Here is a 22,438-nt window from a genome sequence, read left to right as displayed (position 1 = left end):
ACCGCACAAGCACTGCGCTTACGGCGTACATCCGCTCTCCCCTCGATACTGGATATAGAGGACGGGTCGCCGCTGTTCCCCGATCTTGTGGAGCAGACCGCGGCACTTCCGCTCAGCGCGCCTCGTTACCATGCGTGGACGCACATTCCGACGACCACTGACGACGACGAGGGACGGGCGAGCGCGTGGCCGAGGCGGCTGACTTCCAGGGGACCAGTGCCTCACCTGCGCGCCGGTGGCTGCGGCGCACCGGAGGACTGCTCGCCGGGGCGCCCCTGCTGGCCGGGCTCCTCCAGCTGCCCGCCGCGGAGCCCGCACAGGCCGCCTCCTCGGACACGGTGTCCGTCTCGGTGGACTCGCTCAGCCCCAGCGCCCCCACGGACGGGGACACCCTGACCGTGTCCGGCACGGTGACCAACAACGGCAAGAAGACCGTCACCGGCGCCCATGTGGGCTTGCGGGTGGGTCCCCCGCTGACCACGCGCTCGGCGATCGACAGCGTCGCCCGGCACTCCGACGACCTCCAGAGCGGCACCGGCACCGAGGTCGGCGGAAAGTACGAGGAGAAGTTCTCGAAGCTGCCCCCGGGCGTCGCCGAGCACTTCAGCATCTCGGTCCCGGTGGACAAGCTCGACCTCGGCGAGGACGGCGTCTACGAGTTCGGCGTCGCCCTCTCCGGTCAGACCTCCGCGCAACCCTGGGATCAGCTGCTCGGCATCCAGCGGACGTTCCTGCCGTGGCAGCCGTCCGAGGCCGACACGAAGACGAAGACGACGTTCCTGTGGCCGCTGATCTCCACGGTCCACATGACGGCCAGGACGGGTGCCGGCGAGCTGCAGACGCCGGTCTTCCTCAACGACGACCTGGCCAAGGAGATCGCCCCGGGCGGCCGGCTGGCGCAGATGCTGGAGCTGGGCAAGGACCTCGACGTCACCTGGGTGATCGACCCGGATCTGCTGGCGTCGGTGGACGCGATGGCGGGCAACTACCGCATCCAGGGCGACGGCGGCACCACCACGGCCGGCACCCACCAGGCGCTCGCCAAGCAGTGGCTGGCCGGCCTGCAGAAGGCCGTGGCGGGCAAGGAGGTCGTCGCGCTGCCCTTCGCCGACCCGGACCTGGCCTCCCTCGCGCACAACGGCACCAGCGTCACCGGCTCGCTCAGCCACCTCAAGGACGCCACCGACGTCGCCGCCATCACCGTGAAGACCGTGCTCCACGTCACACCGAACACGGACTTCGCCTGGCCCGTGGAAGGCGCCGTCGACCCGTCGATCATGAAGGTGGCCACCTCGGCCGGTGCCGACCGGGTGATCGCCCGCAGCGACAGCCTCCAGGAGACCGCCGGGCTGCCCTACACCCCCTCCGCCGCCCGCCCGGTCGGCGGTGGCACGACGGCGGTGGTGGCCGACGCACGGCTGTCCACGGCCTTCGAGGGCGATCTGACCAAGGCGGACTCGGCCACGCTCGCCGTGCAGGAGTTCCTGGCGCAGAGCCTGGAGGTGAACGCGCAGACGGACGAGCAGCGCAGCATCGTCGTCGCTCCGCAGCGCATGCCGTCGGCGAGTCAGGCCCAGGCGATGGCAGCGGCGCTGAAGGTGCTCCAGGACGAGGCCTGGTCCCAGTCAGAGAGCCTCACCGCGGCTGCCAAGGCCAAGCCCGACCCGGACGCCACCACGCGCGTCCCGTCCACGTCCGCCTACCCCTCCTCGCTGCGCAAGCAGGAGCTGCCCCGGACGGCCTTCGAGCAGATCGCGCGCACGCAGGACAAGCTCGACAACTTCAAGGTGATCCTCAGCGACCAGTCCCGCGTGGTCACCCCGTTCGGGCGGGCCATAAACCGTGAGATGTCCACGTCGTGGCGAGGCAGCAGTACGGAGGCGGACAGCTTCCGGGGCGACGTGGAGAACTGGCTCGACGAGCTGGCCGACCAGGTCAAGCTGATCGACAAGTCCGAGACCAAGCTCTCCGGGCGCAGCGCCACCATCCCGGTGACGGTCCAGAACAACCTCGTCCAGCCCGTGAACCACCTGATCCTGCGGCTCACCTCGACGAACCCGACCCGCCTGAAGATCGGTGGCAAGGCCTACTACGAGCAGCGCGTCGACGTCTCCGGCGGGCACAGCCAGTCCGTGAAGTTCACCACCTCGGCGAACGCCAACGGCCGGGTCTCGGTCTTCGCCCAGCTGTACACCGAGGACGGCCAGGACTACGGCGACCCCGTCCAGTTCGATGTGAAGGTAACCGAGGTCACGCCCACGGTCATGCTGGTCATCGGCGGCGGCGTGCTCCTCCTCGTCCTGGCCGGCTTCCGGATGTACACCCAGCGCAAGCGCGCGGCCGCCCGCCAGGGCGAGGACGGCGGCCCCGACGCCGCAGGTGAGGACACCGGCGAAGACCCCGGGAACCCCGGCGCCCCGGGGGACCGTCTCCCGGAGGAGTCCGACGCCCCCTCCGGGGCAGACGACCCGGAGCAGCCGAGTGACCCTGCACCGGACACCGCACCGGAAAGCGCCGACCCGTCCGGGACGGGTGAGAGAGTGGACCGTTGAGCGATGTCGTGGCCGGTGTGGCCCGGGACGATGAGGTGGGGTAACCATGAACGCGCCGTACGACGGTGACCGCGGGCAGGGCGCGGCCGGCTCCGGCTACCCCGAGCCGCAGCCCGAGCCCGGTCAGGTCCCGCCGCAGCACGCGGCGGACATGTACCTCCAGGACGCCTACGACCAGGATCCCTACCGGGACCACGATCTGGCCGCCCAGGACCCGGTCGCCGAGGCGCTCTACGACCGCGCCGCGCACCCCCCGCCGGCCCCGGGCACGTACGAGCAGCAGCAGCCGCTGTACGGCACGCCGGCCCAGTCGCCGTACGCCCCCGACCCGCGTGTGTGGGCGCAGACCCCGGCGCCCGAGCCGGAGGGCGCGACCCAGTACCTGCCGTACGGCGACGACCCCCGTACGACCCAGTTCGTGGGCGTGGACGACCTGGTGACGCACTCCGGCGAGGAGTACCACGAGCCGGACGCCTTCGCGCACCTCTTCCGGGACCAGCAGCAGGGCGGTGCGCCCGCGCCGATGGATCCCCCGGCCGTCCCCGGGCCGGCTGTCGCGCCGGGCCCCGGGCAGGGCCCCGTGGCTCCGTACCCGGCGCCGACGCAGGCCCAGAGCCCGCAGTACGGGAACCAATACTCCGAGACGCCGTACCAGGCCGGTCCCCTCGCCGCCGGAAACCCGGTGCAGCCCCCTGTACCGGCCCCGGCCGCGGCCCCCGAGCCCGCCGGTCCGTCCACTTCCGCCGAGGCCTCTGCGCCCGCGGCTCCCGCCACGAAGAAGGGCGGGAAGGCCGGAGGGCTGCTCAAGTCCAGCGCCGTCATGGCGGCGGGCACGATGGTCTCCCGGCTCACCGGTTTCATCCGCTCCGCGCTGATCGCCGCCGCGCTGGGCCTCGGCTTCCTCGCCGACTCCTTCCAGGTGGCCTACCAGCTGCCGACGATGATCTACATCCTCACCGTCGGCGGCGGTCTCAACTCCGTCTTCGTGCCCCAGCTGGTGCGCTCGATGAAGGAGGACGAGGACGGCGGCGAGGCCTTCGCCAACCGGCTGCTGACCCTCGTGATGGTGGCCCTGGCCGCGCTGACCGGTCTCGCGATGTTCGCGGCGCCGCTCCTGGTCCGGCTGCTGTCGAACTCGGTCGCCACCGACCCGGCCGCCAATAGCGTGGCCATCACCTTCACCCGCTACTTCCTGCCCTCGATCTTCTTCATGGGCATCCACGTGGTGATGGGTCAGATCCTCAACGCGCGCGGCAAGTTCGGCGCGATGATGTGGACCCCGGTCCTGAACAACATCGTCATCATCGTGACGCTCGGCATGTTCATCTGGGTCTACGGCACCGCCGCGAACTCCCACATGACCGTCACCAGCATCCCGCCGGAGGGCCAGCGGCTGCTCGGCGTCGGTGTCCTGCTCGGTCTGGTCGTCCAGGCCCTCGCGATGATCCCGTACCTGCGCGAGACCGGCTTCCGGATCCGCCTGCGCTTCGACTGGAAGGGTCACGGCCTGGGCAAGGCCGCGATGCTCGCCAAGTGGACGGTCCTGTTCGTCCTCGCGAACCAGGCCGGCGCGATGATCGTGACCCAGCTGTCCACCGCGGCCGGCGAGGACTCCGGCATCAAGGGCACCGGCTTCGCCGCCTACGCCAACGCCCAGCTGATCTGGGGTCTGCCACAGGCCATCATCACGGTCTCCCTGATGGCCGCGCTGCTGCCACGCATCTCGCGCTCGGCCCACGAGGGCGACGGCGGCGCCGTCCGCGACGACATCTCGCAGGGTCTGCGGACCACCGCGGTCGCCATCGTCCCCATCGCCTTCGGCTTCGTCGCGCTCGGCATCCCGATGTGCACGCTGATCTTCGGCTCCGCGGGCACCGGTGCCGCCACCAACATGGGCTTCATGCTGATGGCCTTCGCCCTCGGCCTGATCCCGTACTCCGTGCAGTACGTGGTCCTGCGCGCCTTCTACGCCTACGAGGACACCCGGACGCCCTTCTACAACACCGTCATCGTGGCGGCGGTCAACGCGACCGCCTCCGCGCTCTGCTACTTCCTGCTGCCGTCCCGCTGGGCGGTCGCGGGCATGGCTGCCGCGTACGGCCTCGCCTACGCCATCGGTGTGGGCGTCGCCTGGCGCAGGCTGCGCAAGCGGCTCGGCGGTGACCTGGACGGCGCACGGGTCCTGCGGACCTACGCCCGGCTCGGCATCGCCTCGGTCCCGGCGGCCCTGCTCAGCGGCGCGGCCTGCTACGGCATCGGGCACACCCTCGGCCAGGGCGTCGTCGGCTCCTTCGCCGCCCTGGTCGTCGGCGGTGCCGTCCTGCTCGGCGTCTTTTTCGTGGCCGCCCGCCGAATGCGGATCGACGAACTCAACTCGCTCGTGGGCATGGTGCGCGGGCGTCTGGGACGCTGAGGCGGGGGTAGGCGCACAACCATCGTCCGCTGCTGTGTGTCGTGCATAGCGGCGGACTGTGGGCACAATTGGTTTCGGCGTCGGACAGCGTGCAACGGATGGGGAGGCAGGGACGACGGTGGCGGAACGGAGCACGGCTGCCGTCGACGTGGCAGACAACAGCGGCGAGCAGCCGCTGACCGCCAAGGCGGACCAGTCCACGGCCGACGGGGTGGCCCAGAACCCGGAGCGGGACACGGACAGCGACGAGGGGCAGGGGAACGGCGGGACGGACGGTCCCGGAAAGAAGGCGTCACCGCCAGAACTGCACAGCGGTCACAAACTCGCCAGACGCTACCGTCTCGAGGAGTGCGTCACCCGTCTGGACGGATTCAGCAGCTGGCGTGCGGTCGACGAGAAACTCCGTCGTGCCGTCGGCGTGCACATCCTGCCGGCGGACCATGTGCGGGCCCGGTCCGTACTGGCCGCCGCCCGTTCCTCCGCGCTGCTCGGCGATCCGCGCTTCGTCCAGGTCCTGGACGCCGTCGAGGAGAACGACCTCGTCTACGTCGTGCACGAATGGCTGCCCGACGCCACCGAACTGACCGCGCTGCTGGCGGCCGGCCCGCTGGAGCCGCACGACGCCTACCAGATGGTCAGTCAGATCGCCTCCGCCATGGCCGCCGCACACCGCGAGGGCCTCGCCCATCTGCGGCTGAACCCCAACGCCATCCTGCGCACCTCCTCCGGCCAGTGGCGCATCCGCGGCCTCGCCGTGAACGCGGCGCTGCGCGGCATCACTTCCGACACCCCGCAGCGCACCGACACCGAGTCGATCGGCGCCCTGCTGTACGCGGCGCTGACCCAGCGCTGGCCGTACGAGAACGACGCCTACGGCCTGTCCGGCCTGCCCAAGGACATCGGCCTGATCGCCCCGGACCAGGTGCGCGCCGGGGTCCACCGCGGCCTGTCCGAACTCGCCATGCGCGCCCTCGTCAACGACGGGGCCACCGCGTCCCGGCACGAGGCTCCGTGCACCACGCCGGAAGAGCTGGTCAAGGCGATCGGTGAGATGCCCCGCATCCGCCCGCCGGAGCCGGCGTTCACGGCCCCGCCGGAGTACCAGCGCACGACGTACCAGCAGGGCACGTACGGCCGCCCCGCACCGCGCCCCGGTGTCGCGCAGCCGATCGCGGCCCCGCCGCTCCCGCTGCAGAGCCGCACCGGCAAGGCCCTGAAGTGGGCGGTCTCGGCGCTGCTCATCGCCGCGCTGGGCCTGGGCAGCTGGCAGCTGGCGGACGCCCTGATGGATCAGGGCGGCAAGTCGGACGACACCAACAAGACGCAGACGCAGGACGGCGGCGACAAGGGCCCGAAGAAGCCGACGTCCGGCACTGCCCTCGCCATCAAGGGCGCCCGTGACTTCGATCCGTTCGGCAAGGACCAGTCCGAGAAGCCGGAAGGCATAAAGAACGCCTACGACAACAGCCCCGCCACGTACTGGCAGACGGACTTCTACCTGAGTCCGAGGTTCGGCAACCTGAAGTCGGGCGTCGGCATCATCCTCGACCTCGGCAAGGTCCAGCAGGTCGGAAAGGTGTCTGTCAGCTTCATGGGGGAGACTTCGGTCGAACTCCGTGCCGCGAGCGCGGACGCAGGAGCGGAGCCGACGTCCTTCGCCGCCTACAGCAAGGTTGCCAACGGATCGGGCACGTCAGTGACACTCCAGCCCGGTAAGTCCCTCAAGACCCAGTACCTTCTGGTGTGGCTGACCCAGCTTCCCCCGGACAACGAGGGCCACTGGCGGGGCAGGGTGGCAGACATCAAGGTGACCAGCTAGGTTCCCCCCGTGGAGGGGCAGATGGCAGAGGGCGCCGGATACGGCGGGGTGAGCGATCAGGACCTGCTCTCCCGCCACGTGGAAGGCGACCCCGATGCCTTCAGTGAGATTGTCCGGCGGCACCGGGACCGGCTCTGGGCGGTGGCGCTGCGGACGCTGGGGGACCGCGAGGAGGCCGCTGACGCCGTCCAGGATGCGCTGGTGTCCGCCTACCGGGCCGCGCACACCTTCCGGGGTCAGTCGGCCGTCACGACCTGGCTGCACCGGATCACCGTGAACGCCTGTCTGGACCGGGCCCGCAAGGCCGCCTCCAGGAAGACCGCTCCGGTCGACGACACCGAGCGGCTGGAGCAGCTGCTGGAGCCGCACGAGTCGGCCTCCGCTCCCGCCGAGCGCAACGATCTGCACCGCCAGCTCCTCGAGGCGCTCGGCACGCTTCCGTATGAGCAGCGTGCGGCTCTGGTCCTGGTGGACATGCAGGGGTACCCCGTGGCCGAGGCCGCTCGGATTCTCGATGTGCCCACGGGGACGGTGAAGAGCCGGTGCGCCCGGGGCCGGGCCAGACTTCTTCCGCTGCTCACCCATCTACGGCCCGGAAGTACCGGTGACGAAAAAGAACCCGGGCCGGGACGGAACCGGGTGGAGGGGACATCCGTCCCACCTGCGACGGGTCCTCATGGCGCAGGTCCTGGACGTACGGGTCCGAGCGATTCAACCGTAGTGAAGGGCGGAGGTGGGCGAGCGTGACTTCCTCGACAGACACGGCCGGGCACCCGGACGTCGCCGAGATCTCCGACCTCACCGAAGGCCTCCTCCCACCGGACCGAAGCGTGGCGGTACGGGGCCACCTGGAAGGGTGCGAGCTGTGCGCGGATGTGCATGCCTCGCTGGAGGAGATCCGGGGGCTGCTCGGCACCATGCCGGGCCCGCCGCGCATGCCGGCCGATGTCGCCGGGCGTATCGATGCCGCCCTCGCCGCCGAAGCGCTGCTGGCCTCCACCGCACCTGAGTCCCTGGACGCGCCCGTCCTCGTTTCCGGGCCCGAAGAGCCGGTCGGCACCGGCGGTCGTGTTTCACGTGAAACATCGGTCCCGTCGGACCGCCCCATCGGGCGCCCCAGCGGATCGACCGGCCCTGGGCGGAAGGGACGCGAGCGCGGTCGGCGCCGCAGGACCGTCGTCCTGGGTGCCGTTCTCACCGCCGCCGTCCTGGGAACTGGGTCCCTCGTCCTCCAGTCGCTCGTCAGTGGCGGCTCCAATCCGGCGGCACACGGCCGACCGCCGGCGGCCGCCAGCGCCTTCTCCGGGGACAGCGTGCAGAGCCAGGTGAAGGATCTGCTCGCCACGAAGAAGAGCACAGAGCCGCACTCCGAAAGCAAGCGCCCACGCTCGGGCGCCGATTCCGAGCAGAACAGCCCCGGGTCGACCCAGAGCGCGAACACCCTGATCCAGAGCCAGCCCCCGGTTCCCGACTGTGTCCGGCAGGCGATCAACAGCAGCGGCGACGTTCTCGGCGCCAAGACCGGCACCTACGCCGGCAAGAGTGCCTACCTCGTCGTGATGCCCGACACCGGCGACAGCACTCGGGTCACGGCCTATGTCGTCGACGCCGCGTGCGTCCGCCAGGAGCCCACTTCCGCCGGCAAGGTCCTGCTCAAGCAGTCCTTCCCTCGAACCTGAGTCCGGGGAAGGGTTCGTCTCCGTCTGTGCGGTCATCCGTACCGTGTGCGATCCCCGTGTGCCCGGACACACCGGGAATGCGCGCCCCTTAGGATCCGTTGGGTGGGGTGAGAGTTCTGAAAGGGGCTCCCACCGGTCGACTGACACAGACCAGAGACGAGGAATCAAGCCGTGAGCGACGTCCGTAACGTGATCATCATCGGCTCCGGGCCCGCGGGCTACACGGCAGCGCTCTACACCGCGCGCGCCTCGCTGAAGCCTCTGGTGTTCGAGGGTGCCGTCACCGCCGGTGGCGCCCTGATGAACACCACCGAAGTGGAGAACTTCCCGGGCTTCCGCGACGGCATCATGGGGCCCGAGCTGATGGACAACATGCGGGCGCAGGCCGAGCGCTTCGGCGCCGAGCTGATCCCGGACGACATCGTCTCCGTCGACCTGACCGGTGAGATCAAGACTGTCACCGACACCGCGGGCACGGTCCACCGGGCGAAGGCCGTCATCGTCACCACCGGCTCCCAGCACCGCAAGCTCGGCCTGCCGAACGAGGACGCCCTCTCCGGCCGCGGCGTCTCCTGGTGCGCCACCTGTGACGGGTTCTTCTTCAAGGACCAGGACATCGCCGTGATCGGCGGTGGCGACACCGCGATGGAGGAGGCGACCTTCCTCTCCCGGTTCGCCAAGTCCGTGACGGTCGTCCACCGCCGTGACACCCTGCGCGCCTCCAAGGCGATGCAGGAGCGTGCCTTCAACGACCCGAAGATCAAGTTCGTGTGGGACAGCGAGATCGCCGAGGTGCAGGGCGACCAGAAGCTTTCTGGGCTGAAGCTGCGCAACGTCAAGACCGGCGAGCTCTCCGACCTGCCGGTGACGGGCCTGTTCATCGCGATCGGCCACGACCCGCGCACCGAGCTGTTCAAGGGCCAGCTGGACCTGGACGAGGAGGGCTACCTGAAGGTCGCCGCTCCGTCCACCCGCACCAACCTGACCGGTGTCTTCGCCGCAGGTGACGTGGTCGACCACACCTACCGGCAGGCGATCACCGCCGCCGGCACCGGCTGCTCCGCCGCCCTCGACGCCGAGCGCTTCCTCTCCGCCCTCGCGGACGAGGACAAGGCCGAGGCCACCGCCGCCGTCTGACCTTCCCCTTCCCCCGCCCCACCGCAGAAGAGATAAGGAGCCCACCGTGGCCCTGAAGAGCACGACCGACGCGTCCTTCGACCAGGACGTCCTCAAGAACGACAAGCCCGTCCTGGTGGACTTCTGGGCCGAGTGGTGCGGCCCCTGCCGCCAGATCGCTCCGTCCCTCGAGGCCATTGCCGCCGAGCACGGCGACAAGATCGAGATCGTCAAGCTGAACATCGACGAGAACCCGGACACGGCCGCCAAGTACGGCGTCATGTCCATCCCGACGCTCAACGTCTACCAGGGCGGCGAGGTCGTCAAGACGATCGTCGGTGCCAAGCCGAAGGCGGCGCTGGTGCGTGACCTCGACGAGTTCATCGCCGAGTGACGTTTCACGTGAAACACGAATGGGCCAACCCCTGCGGGTTGGCCCATTCGCATGAGGCCCTCAGCTGACAGCAGCCGCTACAGCGGCCGCAGCGCTGGTTCCTTCTGTACGGCCCCCAGGAGCCGGTCCAGCGCCAGTTCCACGTCTTCCTTCCAGGAGAGCGTCGAGCGCAGCTCCAGCCGCAGGCGGGGGTGCTTGGGATGCTGCCGGACCGTCTTGAAGCCCACAGCCAGGAGATAGTCGGCGGGCATCAGACAGGCGGGCTCCTTCCAGCGGGCGTCACCGAACGCCTCGATCGCCTTGAAGCCCCGGCGCAGCAGATCCTTGGCGACCGTCTGGACCATCACGCGGCCCAGCCCCTGCCCCTGATAGCCGGGCATGATGAAGGCCGTTATGAGCTGGACGGCATCCGGTGAGACCGGACTCGTGGGGAACGCCGAGGAGCGCGGGACGTAGGCCGGGGGCGCATAGAGAACGAAGCCCACGGGAACGTCGTCGACGTAGACCACCCGGCCGCACGATCCCCAGTCCAGCAGGACGGCGGAGATCCAGGACTCCTTCTCCAGCGCGGAGGTGCCCGCCTTTATCGCGGCTTCGCCGCTGACGGGGTCGAGCTCCCAGAAGACACACGAGCGACAGCGCTTGGGAAGGTCCTGAAGGTTGTCCAGCGTGAGCGGTACGAGCCGACGCCCCATGAAGGCTGTTCCTCGCTTCCTTCGCCCGCTGCGTCGCGAGCGGCTGTCAGAGCGCTCCGTTCCCTCAGCAGGCTGCCGACGAATCCGCCGACGGCCCCAAGGCCCAAGCCAGCGCTCACCAGTCCGGTGCGGCTCATCGATCGCATGGCCCCTGTCTCCCCACTCAGAGATCCGCCAGGTGGATGCGCCATACCCCATCCGCATCGTATCCACGATGCGATTCCCTCGATACTGCCTCACAGCAAAGAGCGGACCGCCTTCCGGTATGCACCGGACGCGATCCGCTCCCCTGCACCATGCGGCGGGACCGCCGGAGGTTCAGTCGTCCTGCTCCTCGGAGTCCCCGTCGTGGAGACCCTTCTGCAGGACCGGACCCTCGCCCGGGGCGAGGGAGCCGAGGATCCGCTCAAGGTCCTCCATGGACGCGAACTCCACGGTGATCTTGCCCTTCTTCTGCCCGAGGTCGACCTTCACCCGGGTCTCGAAGCGGTCCGACAGACGAGTGGCCAGCTCGCTCAGCGCCGGGGAGACCCGGGCACCGGCCCGCGGGCCCTTGGATCGCTGGGTCGTCTGGGGCCGCGAGCCCATCAGGGTCACGATCTCCTCGACGGCCCGCACGGAGAGGCCCTCGGCCACGATGCGGTGGGCCAGCCGGTCCTGCTCCTCCGAGTCCTCGACGGACAGCAGCGCCCGGGCGTGCCCGGCGGAGAGGACCCCGGCGGCGACCCTGCGCTGGACCGCCGGCGACAGCTTCAGCAGCCGCAGGGTGTTGGAGACCTGCGGACGAGAGCGCCCGATGCGGTCGGCCAGCTGGTCGTGCGTGCAGTTGAAGTCCTTCAGCAGCTGGTCGTAGGCGGCTGCCTCTTCCAGCGGGTTCAGCTGCGCCCGGTGCAGGTTCTCCAGCAGGGCGTCCAGGAGGAGCTTCTCGTCATCGGTAGCCCGGACGATCGCCGGGATGGCCTCCAGGCCGGCCTCACGGCAGGCCCGCCAGCGGCGCTCACCCATGATCAGCTCATAGCGGCCGGGACCCAGCTGCCGTACGACGACGGGCTGGAGGAGACCGACCTCCTGGATAGAGGTGACCAGCTCGTGCAGCGCGTCCTCGTCGAAGACCTCACGCGGCTGACGCGGGTTCGGCGTGATGGCGTCGAGGGGCAGCTCGGCGAAGTGGGCGCCCACCGGAGGCGCGGGAGCCTCCGCGACAGGGCTCACCGAGGGATCCTCGGTTTCATGTGAAACAGGCGGCAGCGTGGCCACCTTCGCCGCGGCCACCCCGCGGTCGGTCGTCAGCACCGGGACCGCTGCCGGGGACGTGGACGCTCCACTCCCCATCGCGGCCGGAGCCGGGTTCTTCTCGGTCGGGGCAGCAGGGATCAGTGCGCCGAGTCCGCGGCCCAGCCCCCTCCGTCGCTCGCTCACTGGATCCCCTCCACCATGCTCGGGTCGTTCTGGGCGCCGATATGGGCCTGGCTGGCGTCATAGCTGATGCCGATGCCCTTCAGCGCGATTTCTCGGGCCGCCTCAAGATAGGAGAGGGCACCGCTCGATCCAGGATCGTAAGTCAGCACCGTCTGCCCGTAGCTCGGCGCCTCGGAGATACGGACCGAGCGAGGGATGCTCGTCCGCAGCACCTCGTCGCCGAAGTGGGTGCGCACCTCTTCCGCGACCTGCGAGGCGAGACGCGTCCGGCCGTCGTACATGGTGAGCAGGATGGTCGACACATGCAGGGTGGGGTTGAGGTGCCCCCGCACCAGGTCGACGTTGCGCAGCAGCTGACCCAGTCCCTCCAGCGCGTAGTACTCGCACTGGATGGGGATGAGGACCTCCTGGCCCGCGACGAGCGCGTTGACCGTCAACAGGCCCAGCGAGGGCGGGCAGTCGATGAGGATGTAGTCCAACGGCTGCTCGTACGCCTGGATCGCGCGCTGCAGCCGACTCTCACGGGCCACCAGGGACACCAATTCGATCTCCGCACCGGCGAGATCGATGGTGGCGGGGGCGCAGAAGAGGCCTTCGACATCGGGGACGGGCTGGACGACCTCGGCGAGCGGCCTGCTCTCCACCAACACGTCGTAGATGGAAGGAACCTCGGCGTGATGGTCGATCCCCAGCGCCGTGGACGCGTTGCCCTGCGGGTCGAGGTCGATCACCAGAACGCGGCCGCCGTGCAGAGCCAGCGAAGCGGCAAGGTTGACGGTCGTCGTCGTCTTGCCCACGCCGCCCTTCTGGTTGGCGACCACGATGACTCGGGTCTGCTCGGGTCGCGGCAGGCCTTCGCCGGCGCGGCCCAGAGCCTCCACCGCCAGTTGGGCAGCGCGACCGATGGGAGTGTCGTCCATCGGGGGCGGTGTTTCACGTGAAACATCCGCCCCCATCGACTCGGTACGGGGACCGGGGACCGGATCGGTCATCGGTCCCGCGATGTTGGCGTCGGACCGCACGGATTCACTCTCCTCGACTTCAGGCTCGCAATGAACAGAGCCTCCCATGTCTTCGGGGTCGTGAACCAGTGAGGCCTGGTGTTCTGTGGAGAAATCCACCTCTGTGGACAACTCCGGTGCCTCTCCGAGTGAACCGAGAGGCTTTCGGTCGCGAGGTTCGGCCGCGGCGCGGCCGCGACTGATGATGCCGTGCAGCAGTGAGCGACGTTTCACGTGAAACACGATGCACAGCGATGGCGGCCGGACCTTCGCGACACTCCGGCTTACGTGCGTTTGGCAGCTTGTGTGGAGTACGTCTCGTCCTCAGGACGGATCAGCGACGGCGCCGTACCCGCCCCGTCCGGGCCGCCTTGGCCCGCTTCGCCGCGAAGCGCACACCGCCCGGGCTCTCTCCCACCTCGACCCGCACGACCGTGGACGGGGGGTCCACCACGCCCTCACCCACATGCAGGATGGACGTCGACACCGCACCCAGCTTGCTGAGCGCGGTGGCCGCCGACTTCAGCTCCTCCTCGGCGGTGTCCCCCTTGAGTGCGAGCATCTCGCCGTACGGGCGCAGCAGCGGAATGCCCCAGGTGGCCAGACGGTCCAGCGGGGCCACGGCGCGGGCTGTCACCACATGGACGGGTGGCAGCTTGCCCATGACCTCCTCGGCCCGGCCCCGCACCACGGTGACGTGATCCAGGCCCAGCAGCTCGACGACCTCGGTGAGGAAGGTGGTGCGCCGCAGCAGGGGCTCCAACAGGGTGATGTTCAGGTCGTCCCGGACCAGGGCCAGCGGAATGCCCGGCAGGCCGGCGCCGGAGCCGACGTCGCACACCGTCACCCCCTCCGGGACCGCCTCCGAGAGGACCGCGCAGTTCAGCAGGTGCCGCTCCCACAGACGAGGCACTTCACGCGGGCCGATCAGGCCACGCTGCACGCCCGCCTCGGCAAGCAGCTCCGCGTAGCGGACCGCATCGGCGAAGCGATCACCAAAAACTACCCGCGCCTGCTCGGGCGCGGGGGGAAGCTCCGCTGCCTCCGTCACGGGGACCGTCCTTCCGTACCGCGCCGGTGCTTCGCGCACCGGCCACCAGAACTACCAGGCTGACAAAGTTCGGCCCCGTCTGCTCAACAGACGGGGCCGGTGAAACGTGAGGGACCGATCAGGCGGGCAGCACGACGACGAACCGCTGCGGCTCCTCGCCCTCCGACTCGCTGCGCAGCCCGGCGGCCTTGACCGCGTCGTGCACGACCTTGCGCTCGAACGGGGTCATCGGCTTGAGCTTCACGGGCTCGCCGGTGTTCTTGACATCGGCGGCGGCCTTGGCGCCCAGCTCGGACAGCTCGGCGCGCTTCTTGGCGCGGTAGCCCGCGATGTCCAGCATCAGTCGGCTGCGGTCGCCGGTCTCCCGGTGCACGGCCAGGCGCGTCAGCTCCTGCAGTGCCTCCAGCACCTCGCCGTCGCGGCCGACCAGCTTCTGCAGGTCGCGGCTGCCGCTGTCGCTGATGATCGACACGGAGGCGCGATCGGCCTCGACGTCCATGTCGATGTCGCCGTCGAGGTCGGCGATGTCCAGCAGACCCTCCAGGTAGTCCGCCGCGATCTCACCCTCCTGCTCCAGGCGAGTCAGGGTGTCTGCACCCTCGGCAGCGGCGGAGGTGGTGCCTTCCGTCACGGGATGGGCTCCTTCTTACTTCTTGGACGGGGACTTGGGCCGCTGCGGGCCACCCTTGCGCTGGCCGGACTGGGCCTTGCTGCGGGTGCCGGAGCCGGGCTTCTGGGGCTGCTTGGCAGCGGCGGGCTTGGCGTCCTCCGGCTCGTCGGACTTCTCCAGCGAGGTGGCCGACGTGTCGTCGCCCGCCGGCTTGGTCCCGCCGGTCTGGCGCTGGGCCTTGCTCTGACGCTTGGGCTGCTGGCGCCGAGGGGCGGTGGTGGTCGTCGTGCCGTCCTCGGCCTCCACCACGGCCTGGCTCTCGCTCTTCACCACGGTGCCGTCGGCCTGGGCCGCGAGGCCCGCCTTGGTCAGACCGTTGATGAACTTGCGCTCGAACTCGTTGCGCTCACGGCCCTTGGCGACGATCGCCTTGACGATGGTCTTCTCGCTCCGGCGACGGACCTTGCCGTGGTGCGCGACGTGCTTGGTGAGGCGCTCCAGGTAGGCGGCCTGGGCCTTGGAACCCGGGGTCGGGTTGTTGTGGATGACGTACATCTGCTGGCCCATGGTCCACACGTTGGTGGTCAGCCAGTAGATGAGGACACCGACCGGGAAGTTGATACCGAAGACGGCGAACATGATGGGGAAGACGTACATCAGCATCTTCTGCTGCTGCATGAACGGCGTCTTCACCGTGGTGTCGACGTTCTTCGTCATCAGCTGGCGCTGCGTGTAGAACTGCGACGCCGACATCAGGACGATCATGACCACGGTCACGACGCGCACGTCGGTGACCGAGGCGCCGAGCGCCTCGATGGTGCTGGAGCTGTCCTTGAACTTCGCGGCGAGCGGGGCCCCGAAGATGTGCGCCTTACGGGCGCTCTCCAGCAGCGACGCGTTGATGACGCCGATGGTCTGGCCCGACGCGATGCCGTTGAGCACGTGGTACAGGGCGAAGAAGAACGGGGACTGCGCCAGGATGGGAAGGCACGAGGAGAGCGGGTTGGTGCCCGACTCCTTGTACAGCTTCATCATCTCTTCGGACTGACGCTGCTTGTCGTTCTTGTAGCGCTCCTGAATCTTCTTCATCTCGGGCTGGAGCGTCTGCATGGCCCGGGTCGCCTTGATCTGCTTCACGAAGAGCGGGACCAGGCAGATGCGGATCAGAATCACGAGGGACACGATCGACAGGCCCCAGGCCCACCCGGTGTCGGGGCCGAAGATGGCGCCGTACACCGTGTGGAACTGGACGATGACCCAGGAGACAGGTGTCGTGATGAAGCTGAAGAGGCTGGCAATCGTGTCCACTAATCATGCTCCTTGGGCATGGGACGAAGTCTCTGCGGCCGGGCTCGAGGGAAGCTCGGACTGAGGCTTCTCCTCGGTGGCCGGTTCGGCGGCGGAGGTCCCGCCCTTTCGTGCGCGCCAAGCGTTGCGCAGCATTTCGTGCCACCGCGGGCGCTTGCGCGGAGGAACATGGTCCACACCGCCGAGCGACCACGGATTGCACCGGAGGATGCGCCAGGCGGTGAGTGCCGTTCCCTTGACCGCACCGTGCCGGTCGATGGCCGTGTAGCCGTAGTGGGAGCACGACGGGTAGTACTTGCACACCGGCCCCAGCAGCGGACTGATCGTCCACTGGTACAGCTTGATCAGAGCCAGTAGCGGGTACTTCATCGCGCGCCCCCTCCCAGCAGCCGCTCGAGGGCGGCATCCAGGTCTCGGGCCAGCTGTGCGTGGTCTGCGTCGCCCGCTCCGGGCAGCGCTCGTACGACTACCAGGCTACCGGGGGGAAACAGGGCGACTCGGTCACGCATCAGATGGCGCAGTCTGCGCTTCACTTTGTTGCGCACGACCGCTCCACCCACAGCCTTGCTCACGACGAAACCCGCACGCGTCGGGGGAGCGCTCTCCCCTGGCGCGTGCGGGTCCGTGGCACCGCTACGAAGGTGGACGACGAGAGTCGGGCGGCCTGCCCGACGACCCCGTCGTACCGCGGTCGCGAAGTCCTCGCGCCGCCTCAGCCGATGCTCGGTAGGCAGCACGACGTCATGACCTGATCAGGATCAGGCGGACAGGCTGGCGCGACCCTTGCTACGGCGGTTCGCGAGAATCGCGCGGCCGGCACGGGTACGCATCCGCAGGCGGAAGCCGTGGGTCTTCGCGCGACGACGGTTGTTCGGCTGGAAGGTGCGCTTGCTCACTCGGGGGCTCCAGAAAGAATCGGTAGGTGGCGGGGTGCCGTCCTGGCTGTCACCGTGCGCCCACGAGTAGCTCGCGTCACGCCCGAGTGCACCGCTTCCCGATCACCTGAAGTGATCTGTGCCCATCGGAGGCAGGCGGCAGCAGCCATCGACAACTCGACCTGGTTACGGTACGCGGGGCTACGCCATCCGGTCAAACCGAGGGTCACTGAGAGACACTATCCACAGGCTGGGGACAACAACTTGAACCGTAGCCGCCACGCTGACTACCGTGGCTGGACTCCGATTCGTTCCCTTATCCCCGCCCGCCCCGATTTTCACCCCGACCCGTCCCACAACCACACGTTCGTGGGACCTGTGAGAGAGCGTGCCCTGTGGCTGACGTACCTGCCGATCTTGCCGCAGTGTGGCCACGAGTACTCGAGCAGCTCCTCGGTGAGGGCCGCGGCCAGGGTGTCGAGGCGAAGGACGAGCACTGGATCCGGCGCTGCCAGCCGCTCGCGCTGGTAGCGGACACCGCTCTGCTCGCCGTACCGAACGAATTCGCGAAGAACGTACTGGAGGGCCGTCTCGCGCCGATCGTCAGCGAGACCCTGAGCCGCGAGTGCGGCCGCCCCATCCGCATCGCGATCACCGTGGACGACTCCGCGGGCGAGCCGTCGGCCCCGCAGGCGCCCTCCGCGCAGCCGCAGCGGCAGCGCTACGAGGAGCCGGAACTGCCCTCCGGACCGTACGAGGGCTACGGACGGCACCGTGCCGGCGACCCGCTCCCGGGCAACGAGCCGCCCTCCCGCGGGGACCAGCTGCCGACGGCCCGGCCCGCCTATCCGTCCGAGTACCAGCGACCCGAGCCCGGCGCCTGGCCGCGGTCCGGACAGGACGAGTACGGCTGGCAGCAGCCGCGCCTCGGCTTCCCCGAGCGCGACCCTTACGCCTCGCCGTCGCAGGACGCCTACGGCTCCTCGGGGCAGGACACCTACGGCTCGCCGTCCCAGGACTACCGCCCGCAGAACGTGGAGCGCCCGTCGTACGACCGGCAGCGCGGCGACTACGACGCCCCGCGCCCGGAGTACGAGCGCCCCGACTACGACCGCTCGGAGTACGAGCGCCCGGACTACGGCTCCCCCCGCGCGGAGTACGACCAGCGCGACCCCGTCCGCCGTGAGCTGCCCGACCAGCCGGCCGGCGCCGGCCCGGTGCACCGCGGCGGTCCGGGCCGCCCGGACCTGCCGCCGGCCGGCGGGACCGGTGCGCCCGGTCCGGCGGCCGCGAAGCCCGCGCCGGCGAGCGGTCCCGGTGAGCCGACCGCGCGACTGAACCCGAAGTACCTCTTCGACACGTTCGTCATCGGCGCCTCCAACCGGTTCGCGCACGCGGCCGCGGTGGCCGTCGCCGAGGCGCCCGCGAAGGCGTACAACCCCCTCTTCATCTACGGGGAGTCGGGGCTCGGCAAGACGCACCTGCTGCACGCGATCGGGCACTACGCGCGCAGCCTCTACCCGGGCACGCGGGTGCGGTACGTCAGCTCCGAGGAGTTCACCAACGAGTTCATCAACTCCATCCGCGACGGCAAGGGCGACAGCTTCCGCAAGCGCTACCGCGAGATGGACATCCTGCTCGTCGACGACATCCAGTTCCTGGCGGACAAGGAGTCGACGCAGGAGGAGTTCTTCCACACCTTCAACACGCTCCACAACGCCAACAAGCAGATCGTGCTCTCCAGCGACCGGCCGCCCAAGCAGCTGGTCACGCTGGAGGACCGACTGCGGAACCGTTTCGAGTGGGGTCTGATCACCGACGTCCAGCCGCCCGAGCTGGAGACGCGCATCGCGATCCTGCGCAAGAAGGCGGTGCAGGAGCAGCTCAACGCCCCGCCGGAGGTACTGGAGTTCATCGCCTCCCGGATCTCGCGGAACATCCGTGAGCTGGAGGGCGCGCTGATCCGGGTGACCGCGTTCGCCTCGCTCAACCGGCAACCGGTGGACCTGGGCCTGACGGAGATCGTCCTCAAGGACCTGATCCCCGGGGGCGAGGACTCGACTCCCGAGATCACCGCGTCGGCCATCATGGGGGCGACCGCCGACTACTTCGGCCTCACGATCGATGACCTGTGCGGCACCTCGCGCGGCCGCCAGCTGGTCACGGCCCGCCAGATCGCCATGTACCTGTGCCGCGAGCTGACCGACCTGTCCCTGCCGAAGATCGGCGCGCACTTCGGTGGCCGCGACCACACGACCGTCATGCACGCCGACCGCAAGATCCGCGCGCTGATGGCCGAGCGGCGCTCGATCTACAACCAGGTGACCGAGCTGACGAACCGCATCAAGAACGGCTGACGACGGCCGTGCAACGGCGCTGAGGGCGCCCTCGGGAGGACATCCCGGGGGCGCCTTTTCGCGTCCCGGGCGGCTGCCGGCACCCGTCATCGCGACCTTCGGACGGCTCACCGACGGCTCGTCGCGGCCCCGTGGCCGTTCCTCCCCAGCCACCGAGTGTTCGATTAAGTGCCTGGTTACGGCCACTCTCCACAGATTCGGTGACTTTCTTCCGTCCACATCCTGGGGACTGTGGAGTTGTCCCGAACTGCATCCACAGGGAGCCTGGGGAACCAGCGTCCGCCCAGCTCAGCAGCCTGTGGAATCGTGGACAAACGATCTCCACAGACTGTGGACAAAGCGGAGATCCACAGGCTGTGCACGGAGTTTTCCACGGGAAGCCCACAGGCTGGGGCCGGTTGTCCCCAGCGAACCCGGGCTTCTCCACATGGCTGTCCACTGTTCGGCAACGCGACGCACCCGCTCACCGCGTCGAGTGAAAGCCGTCACACGAAGCTGCCGGGTTGGGGTGTGGGAAACGTGGGTAAACCTGGGGACACAGCTGGGGAGAACTGCCCTCAAGCTGTGGGCGGTGTGTGCAGAACTTTCTGTTCTCCACAGAGACCCTCAGTTGTCCACCGCCTCCGCCCACAGGGCCAGTGGACAAAATTCCCGCTCTGACCTGGGCAAACGAGGTTATCCACGGTATCCACAGGCCCTACTACTACTCCCAACTAGAGAGAGCTGGGAATCCGTTTCGAAGCGGGGCCTGTGCACAACTTGCTCTCTCGAGCCCGGCTGCCCCTCGGACCGACTTGACCCCGACAGGCACCTACTGTCAGTGCGGTGCGTCAGACTGGTCCCCGGTGTCCTGCCCTTCGCAGTGGGCGGTGACACCGAGTCGGAGGACTCAGTAGCAACAGCAGGAGGCGGCTTACGGTGAAGATCCGGGTGGAACGCGACGTACTCGCGGAGGCAGTGGCGTGGGCAGCACGCAGCCTCCCGGCCCGTCCGCCGGCGCCTGTCCTCGCCGGCCTGCTGCTGAAGGCGGAGGACGGCCAGCTGAGCCTGTCGAGCTTCGACTACGAGGTCTCCGCGAAGGTGAGCGTCGAGGCCGAGGTCGAGGAGGAGGGCACGGTCCTCGTCTCCGGCCGCCTGCTCGCCGACATCTCCCGTGCTCTCCCCAACCGCCCGGTGGAGATTTCCACAGACGGTGTACGGGCGACCGTGGTCTGCGGCTCCTCGCGGTTCACACTCCACACCCTGCCTGTGGAGGAGTACCCGGCCCTGCCGCAGATGCCGAACGCCACGGGCACCGTCCCCGGCGAGGTCTTCGCGGCCGCCGTCTCCCAGGTGGCCATCGCCGCCGGCCGTGACGACACGCTGCCCGTCCTCACCGGTGTGCGTATTGAGATCGAGGGCGACACGGTCACCCTGGCCTCCACCGACCGCTACCGCTTCGCGGTCCGCGAGTTCCTGTGGAAGCCGGAGAACCCGGACGCCTCCGCGGTCGCCCTGGTCCCGGCCAAGACGCTCCTGGACACCGCCAAGTCGCTCGGCGCCGGTGACAGCGTCACGCTGGCGCTGTCCGGCTCGGGCGCGGGCGAGGGCCTGATCGGTTTCGAGGGCGCGGGCCGTCGTACGACCACGCGTCTGCTCGAGGGCGACCTGCCGAAGTACCGCACGCTGTTCCCGACCGAGTTCAACTCCGTCGCCGTGATCGAGACCGCCCCCTTCGTGGAGGCCGTCAAGCGTGTGGCCCTGGTCGCCGAGCGCAACACCCCGGTGCGGCTGAGCTTCGAGCAGGGTGTGCTGATCCTGGAGGCGGGCTCCAGCGACGACGCACAGGCTGTGGAAAGGGTGGACGCGCAGCTGGAGGGCGACGACATCTCGATCGCCTTCAACCCGACGTTCCTGCTGGACGGTCTGAGCGCGATCGACTCTCCGGTGGCTCAGCTGTCGTTCACGACGTCCACGAAGCCGGCGCTGCTGAGCGGGAAGCCGGCGGTGGACGCTGAGGCCGACGACGCGTACAAGTACCTGATCATGCCGGTGCGGCTCAGCGGCTGAGGTTGTCCACAGGTGTGCACAGCGCTGGGTGCTCTGGTGGGTGCCCGGTGCTGTGGCTGGGCGGGGTGGGCTGCGCGACCCGGCGCCAAAGTCGCAGGTGAGCGCGTATGCCCACAGCTGTGCGTGAGGGGCCACGACTAGGCTCGGACCGGGTACGCAGGTGCCCCACACGCCACACAGCAACCTAAGGAACACAACTGATGGAGCTCGGTCTCGTCGGCCTCGGCAAGATGGGCGGCAACATGCGCGAGCGGATCCGCCGCGCGGGCCACACCGTCCTCGGATACGACCGCAACGCCGACCTCGCTGATGTCCACAGCCTGGAAGAGCTTGTGGGCAAGCTCAGCGGTCCGCGCGTGGTCTGGGTGATGGTCCCGGCCGGCGAGCCCACGCAGTCCACGATCGACCAGCTCGCCAAGCTGCTGGAGCCCGGCGACGTGGTCGTGGACGGCGGCAACTCCCGCTGGACGGACGACGAGAAGCACGCCGAGGAGCTGGCCGCCCAGGGCATAGGCTTCGTCGACTGCGGTGTCTCCGGCGGCGTCTGGGGCCTGGAGAACGGGTACGCGCTGATGTACGGCGGCGACGCCGAGAACGTCGCCAAGGTGCAGCCGGTCTTCGACGCGCTCAAGCCGGAGGGTGACTTCGGTTCGGTGCACGCGGGCAAGGTCGGCGCGGGCCACTTCGCGAAGATGGTCCACAACGGCATCGAGTACGCCATGATGCAGGCCTACGCCGAGGGCTGGGAGCTGCTGGAGAAGGTCGACTCCGTGGAGAACGTCCGCGAGGTCTTCCGCTCCTGGCAGGAGGGCACGGTCATCCGGTCCTGGCTGCTGGACCTCGCGGTGAACGCCCTGGACGAGGACGAGCACCTCGGTGACCTGCGCGGTTATGCACAGGACTCCGGTGAGGGACGCTGGACTGTGGAAGCCGCCATCGACAACGCGGTGCCGCTTCCCGCGATCACCGCGTCGCTGTTCGCGCGGTTCGCCTCCCGTCAGGAGGACTCGCCGCAGATGAAGATGATCGCCGCGCTGCGCAACCAGTTCGGCGGCCACGCCGTAGAGAAGAAGTAATCCACAGGGTCGCTCAGCGATCCA

At 69.1% G+C, this 22,438-nt stretch carries 19 protein-coding genes; 10 read left to right on the top strand and 9 right to left on the bottom strand.

The window, feature by feature from the left end; translation table 11 throughout:
• Positions 1 to 185 precede the first annotated feature (185 nt).
• From BEK98_RS23690 to trxA, 7 genes are all read left to right on the top strand, one after another.
• Entirely contained in the window at positions 186 to 2,552 is a 2,367-nt protein-coding gene (locus tag BEK98_RS23690; protein ID WP_094218662.1) for a DUF6049 family protein, read from the top strand.
• Positions 2,553 to 2,598: 46 nt separating this feature from the next.
• Positions 2,599 to 4,965 (top strand): murein biosynthesis integral membrane protein MurJ, encoded by a 2,367-nt coding sequence (murJ, locus tag BEK98_RS23685; protein ID WP_094218661.1) that lies wholly within the window; start codon positions 2,599 to 2,601, stop codon positions 4,963 to 4,965.
• Positions 4,966 to 5,083: 118 nt separating this feature from the next.
• Positions 5,084 to 6,784: a protein kinase family protein gene (locus tag BEK98_RS23680; protein WP_094218660.1), complete on the top strand. Its 1,701-nt coding sequence runs from the start codon at positions 5,084 to 5,086 to the stop codon at positions 6,782 to 6,784.
• Between the two features lie 21 nt (positions 6,785 to 6,805).
• The gene (gene sigM, locus BEK98_RS23675) at positions 6,806 to 7,531 is read left to right on the top strand and encodes an RNA polymerase sigma factor SigM (protein ID WP_094218892.1); all 726 of its coding nucleotides are present in this window, start codon (positions 6,806 to 6,808) and stop codon (positions 7,529 to 7,531) included.
• A complete protein-coding gene (locus tag BEK98_RS23670; RefSeq protein WP_094218659.1) occupies positions 7,528 to 8,463 on the top strand; it encodes an anti-sigma factor family protein in 936 nt (311 codons plus the stop codon). The genes sigM and BEK98_RS23670 overlap by 4 nt, the downstream gene beginning before the upstream one ends.
• A 171-nt stretch (positions 8,464 to 8,634) precedes the next feature.
• Positions 8,635 to 9,600 carry a thioredoxin-disulfide reductase gene (gene trxB / locus BEK98_RS23665; protein ID WP_094218658.1) on the top strand — a complete coding sequence of 322 codons (966 nt, stop codon included), beginning with the start codon at positions 8,635 to 8,637 and terminating at the stop codon, positions 9,598 to 9,600.
• A gap of 46 nt (positions 9,601 to 9,646) precedes the next feature.
• The gene (trxA, locus tag BEK98_RS23660) at positions 9,647 to 9,973 is read left to right on the top strand and encodes a thioredoxin (RefSeq protein ID WP_094218657.1); all 327 of its coding nucleotides are present in this window, start codon (positions 9,647 to 9,649) and stop codon (positions 9,971 to 9,973) included.
• 77 nt (positions 9,974 to 10,050) lie between these two features.
• Here trxA and BEK98_RS23655 read toward each other — a convergent pair whose 3' ends face one another.
• The 9 genes from BEK98_RS23655 to rpmH form a co-directional block, all read right to left on the bottom strand.
• The gene (locus BEK98_RS23655) at positions 10,051 to 10,668 is read right to left on the bottom strand and encodes a GNAT family N-acetyltransferase (protein ID WP_094218656.1); all 618 of its coding nucleotides are present in this window, start codon (positions 10,666 to 10,668) and stop codon (positions 10,051 to 10,053) included.
• Positions 10,669 to 10,986: 318 nt separating this feature from the next.
• The gene (locus BEK98_RS23650; RefSeq protein WP_094218655.1) at positions 10,987 to 12,087 is read right to left on the bottom strand and encodes a ParB/RepB/Spo0J family partition protein; all 1,101 of its coding nucleotides are present in this window, start codon (positions 12,085 to 12,087) and stop codon (positions 10,987 to 10,989) included.
• Positions 12,084 to 13,157, bottom strand: a complete 1,074-nt coding sequence (locus BEK98_RS23645) for a ParA family protein (RefSeq protein WP_094218891.1) — start codon at positions 13,155 to 13,157, stop codon at positions 12,084 to 12,086. Before BEK98_RS23645 ends, BEK98_RS23650 begins: the two co-directional genes overlap by 4 nt.
• A gap of 265 nt (positions 13,158 to 13,422) precedes the next feature.
• Positions 13,423 to 14,139, bottom strand: a complete 717-nt coding sequence (gene rsmG, locus BEK98_RS23640) for a 16S rRNA (guanine(527)-N(7))-methyltransferase RsmG (protein WP_094218654.1) — start codon at positions 14,137 to 14,139, stop codon at positions 13,423 to 13,425.
• A gap of 118 nt (positions 14,140 to 14,257) precedes the next feature.
• Positions 14,258 to 14,770, bottom strand: a complete 513-nt coding sequence (locus BEK98_RS23635; protein WP_094218653.1) for a Jag family protein — start codon at positions 14,768 to 14,770, stop codon at positions 14,258 to 14,260.
• Between the two features lie 15 nt (positions 14,771 to 14,785).
• A complete protein-coding gene (yidC, locus tag BEK98_RS23630) occupies positions 14,786 to 16,057 on the bottom strand; it encodes a membrane protein insertase YidC (RefSeq protein ID WP_094218652.1) in 1,272 nt (423 codons plus the stop codon).
• Between the two features lie 3 nt (positions 16,058 to 16,060).
• Positions 16,061 to 16,426: a membrane protein insertion efficiency factor YidD gene (yidD, locus tag BEK98_RS23625; protein ID WP_094218651.1), complete on the bottom strand. Its 366-nt coding sequence runs from the start codon at positions 16,424 to 16,426 to the stop codon at positions 16,061 to 16,063.
• On the bottom strand, positions 16,423 to 16,794 hold the full coding sequence (gene rnpA, locus BEK98_RS23620; protein ID WP_094218650.1) for a ribonuclease P protein component: 372 nt from the start codon (positions 16,792 to 16,794) through the stop codon (positions 16,423 to 16,425). Before rnpA ends, yidD begins: the two co-directional genes overlap by 4 nt.
• 21 nt (positions 16,795 to 16,815) lie before the next feature.
• Positions 16,816 to 16,953, bottom strand: coding sequence for a 50S ribosomal protein L34 (rpmH, locus tag BEK98_RS23615; protein WP_005482975.1), 138 nt, complete (start codon positions 16,951 to 16,953; stop codon positions 16,816 to 16,818).
• Positions 16,954 to 17,327: 374 nt separating this feature from the next.
• On the opposite strand from rpmH, the gene dnaA reads away from it, so the two are divergent.
• The 3 genes from dnaA to gnd all read left to right on the top strand — a co-directional run bounded on the left by dnaA (position 17,328) and on the right by gnd (position 22,414).
• Complete coding sequence (dnaA, locus tag BEK98_RS23610) at positions 17,328 to 19,289, top strand: chromosomal replication initiator protein DnaA (protein ID WP_094218649.1); 1,962 nt, start codon at positions 17,328 to 17,330, stop codon at positions 19,287 to 19,289.
• 918 nt (positions 19,290 to 20,207) lie between these two features.
• Positions 20,208 to 21,338, top strand: a complete 1,131-nt coding sequence (gene dnaN, locus BEK98_RS23600) for a DNA polymerase III subunit beta (protein ID WP_094218648.1) — start codon at positions 20,208 to 20,210, stop codon at positions 21,336 to 21,338.
• A 200-nt stretch (positions 21,339 to 21,538) separates the two neighbouring features.
• On the top strand, positions 21,539 to 22,414 hold the full coding sequence (gene gnd / locus BEK98_RS23595) for a phosphogluconate dehydrogenase (NAD(+)-dependent, decarboxylating) (protein WP_094218647.1): 876 nt from the start codon (positions 21,539 to 21,541) through the stop codon (positions 22,412 to 22,414).
• The last annotated feature ends 24 nt before the right edge of the window (positions 22,415 to 22,438 follow it).

Source organism: Streptomyces diastatochromogenes, from assembly GCF_002242805.1.
GTDB lineage: Bacteria > Actinomycetota > Actinomycetes > Streptomycetales > Streptomycetaceae > Streptomyces > Streptomyces diastatochromogenes.
The sequence above is the reverse complement of the archived record's forward strand: the minus strand, read 5'-3'. Positions and strand labels throughout refer to the sequence as shown.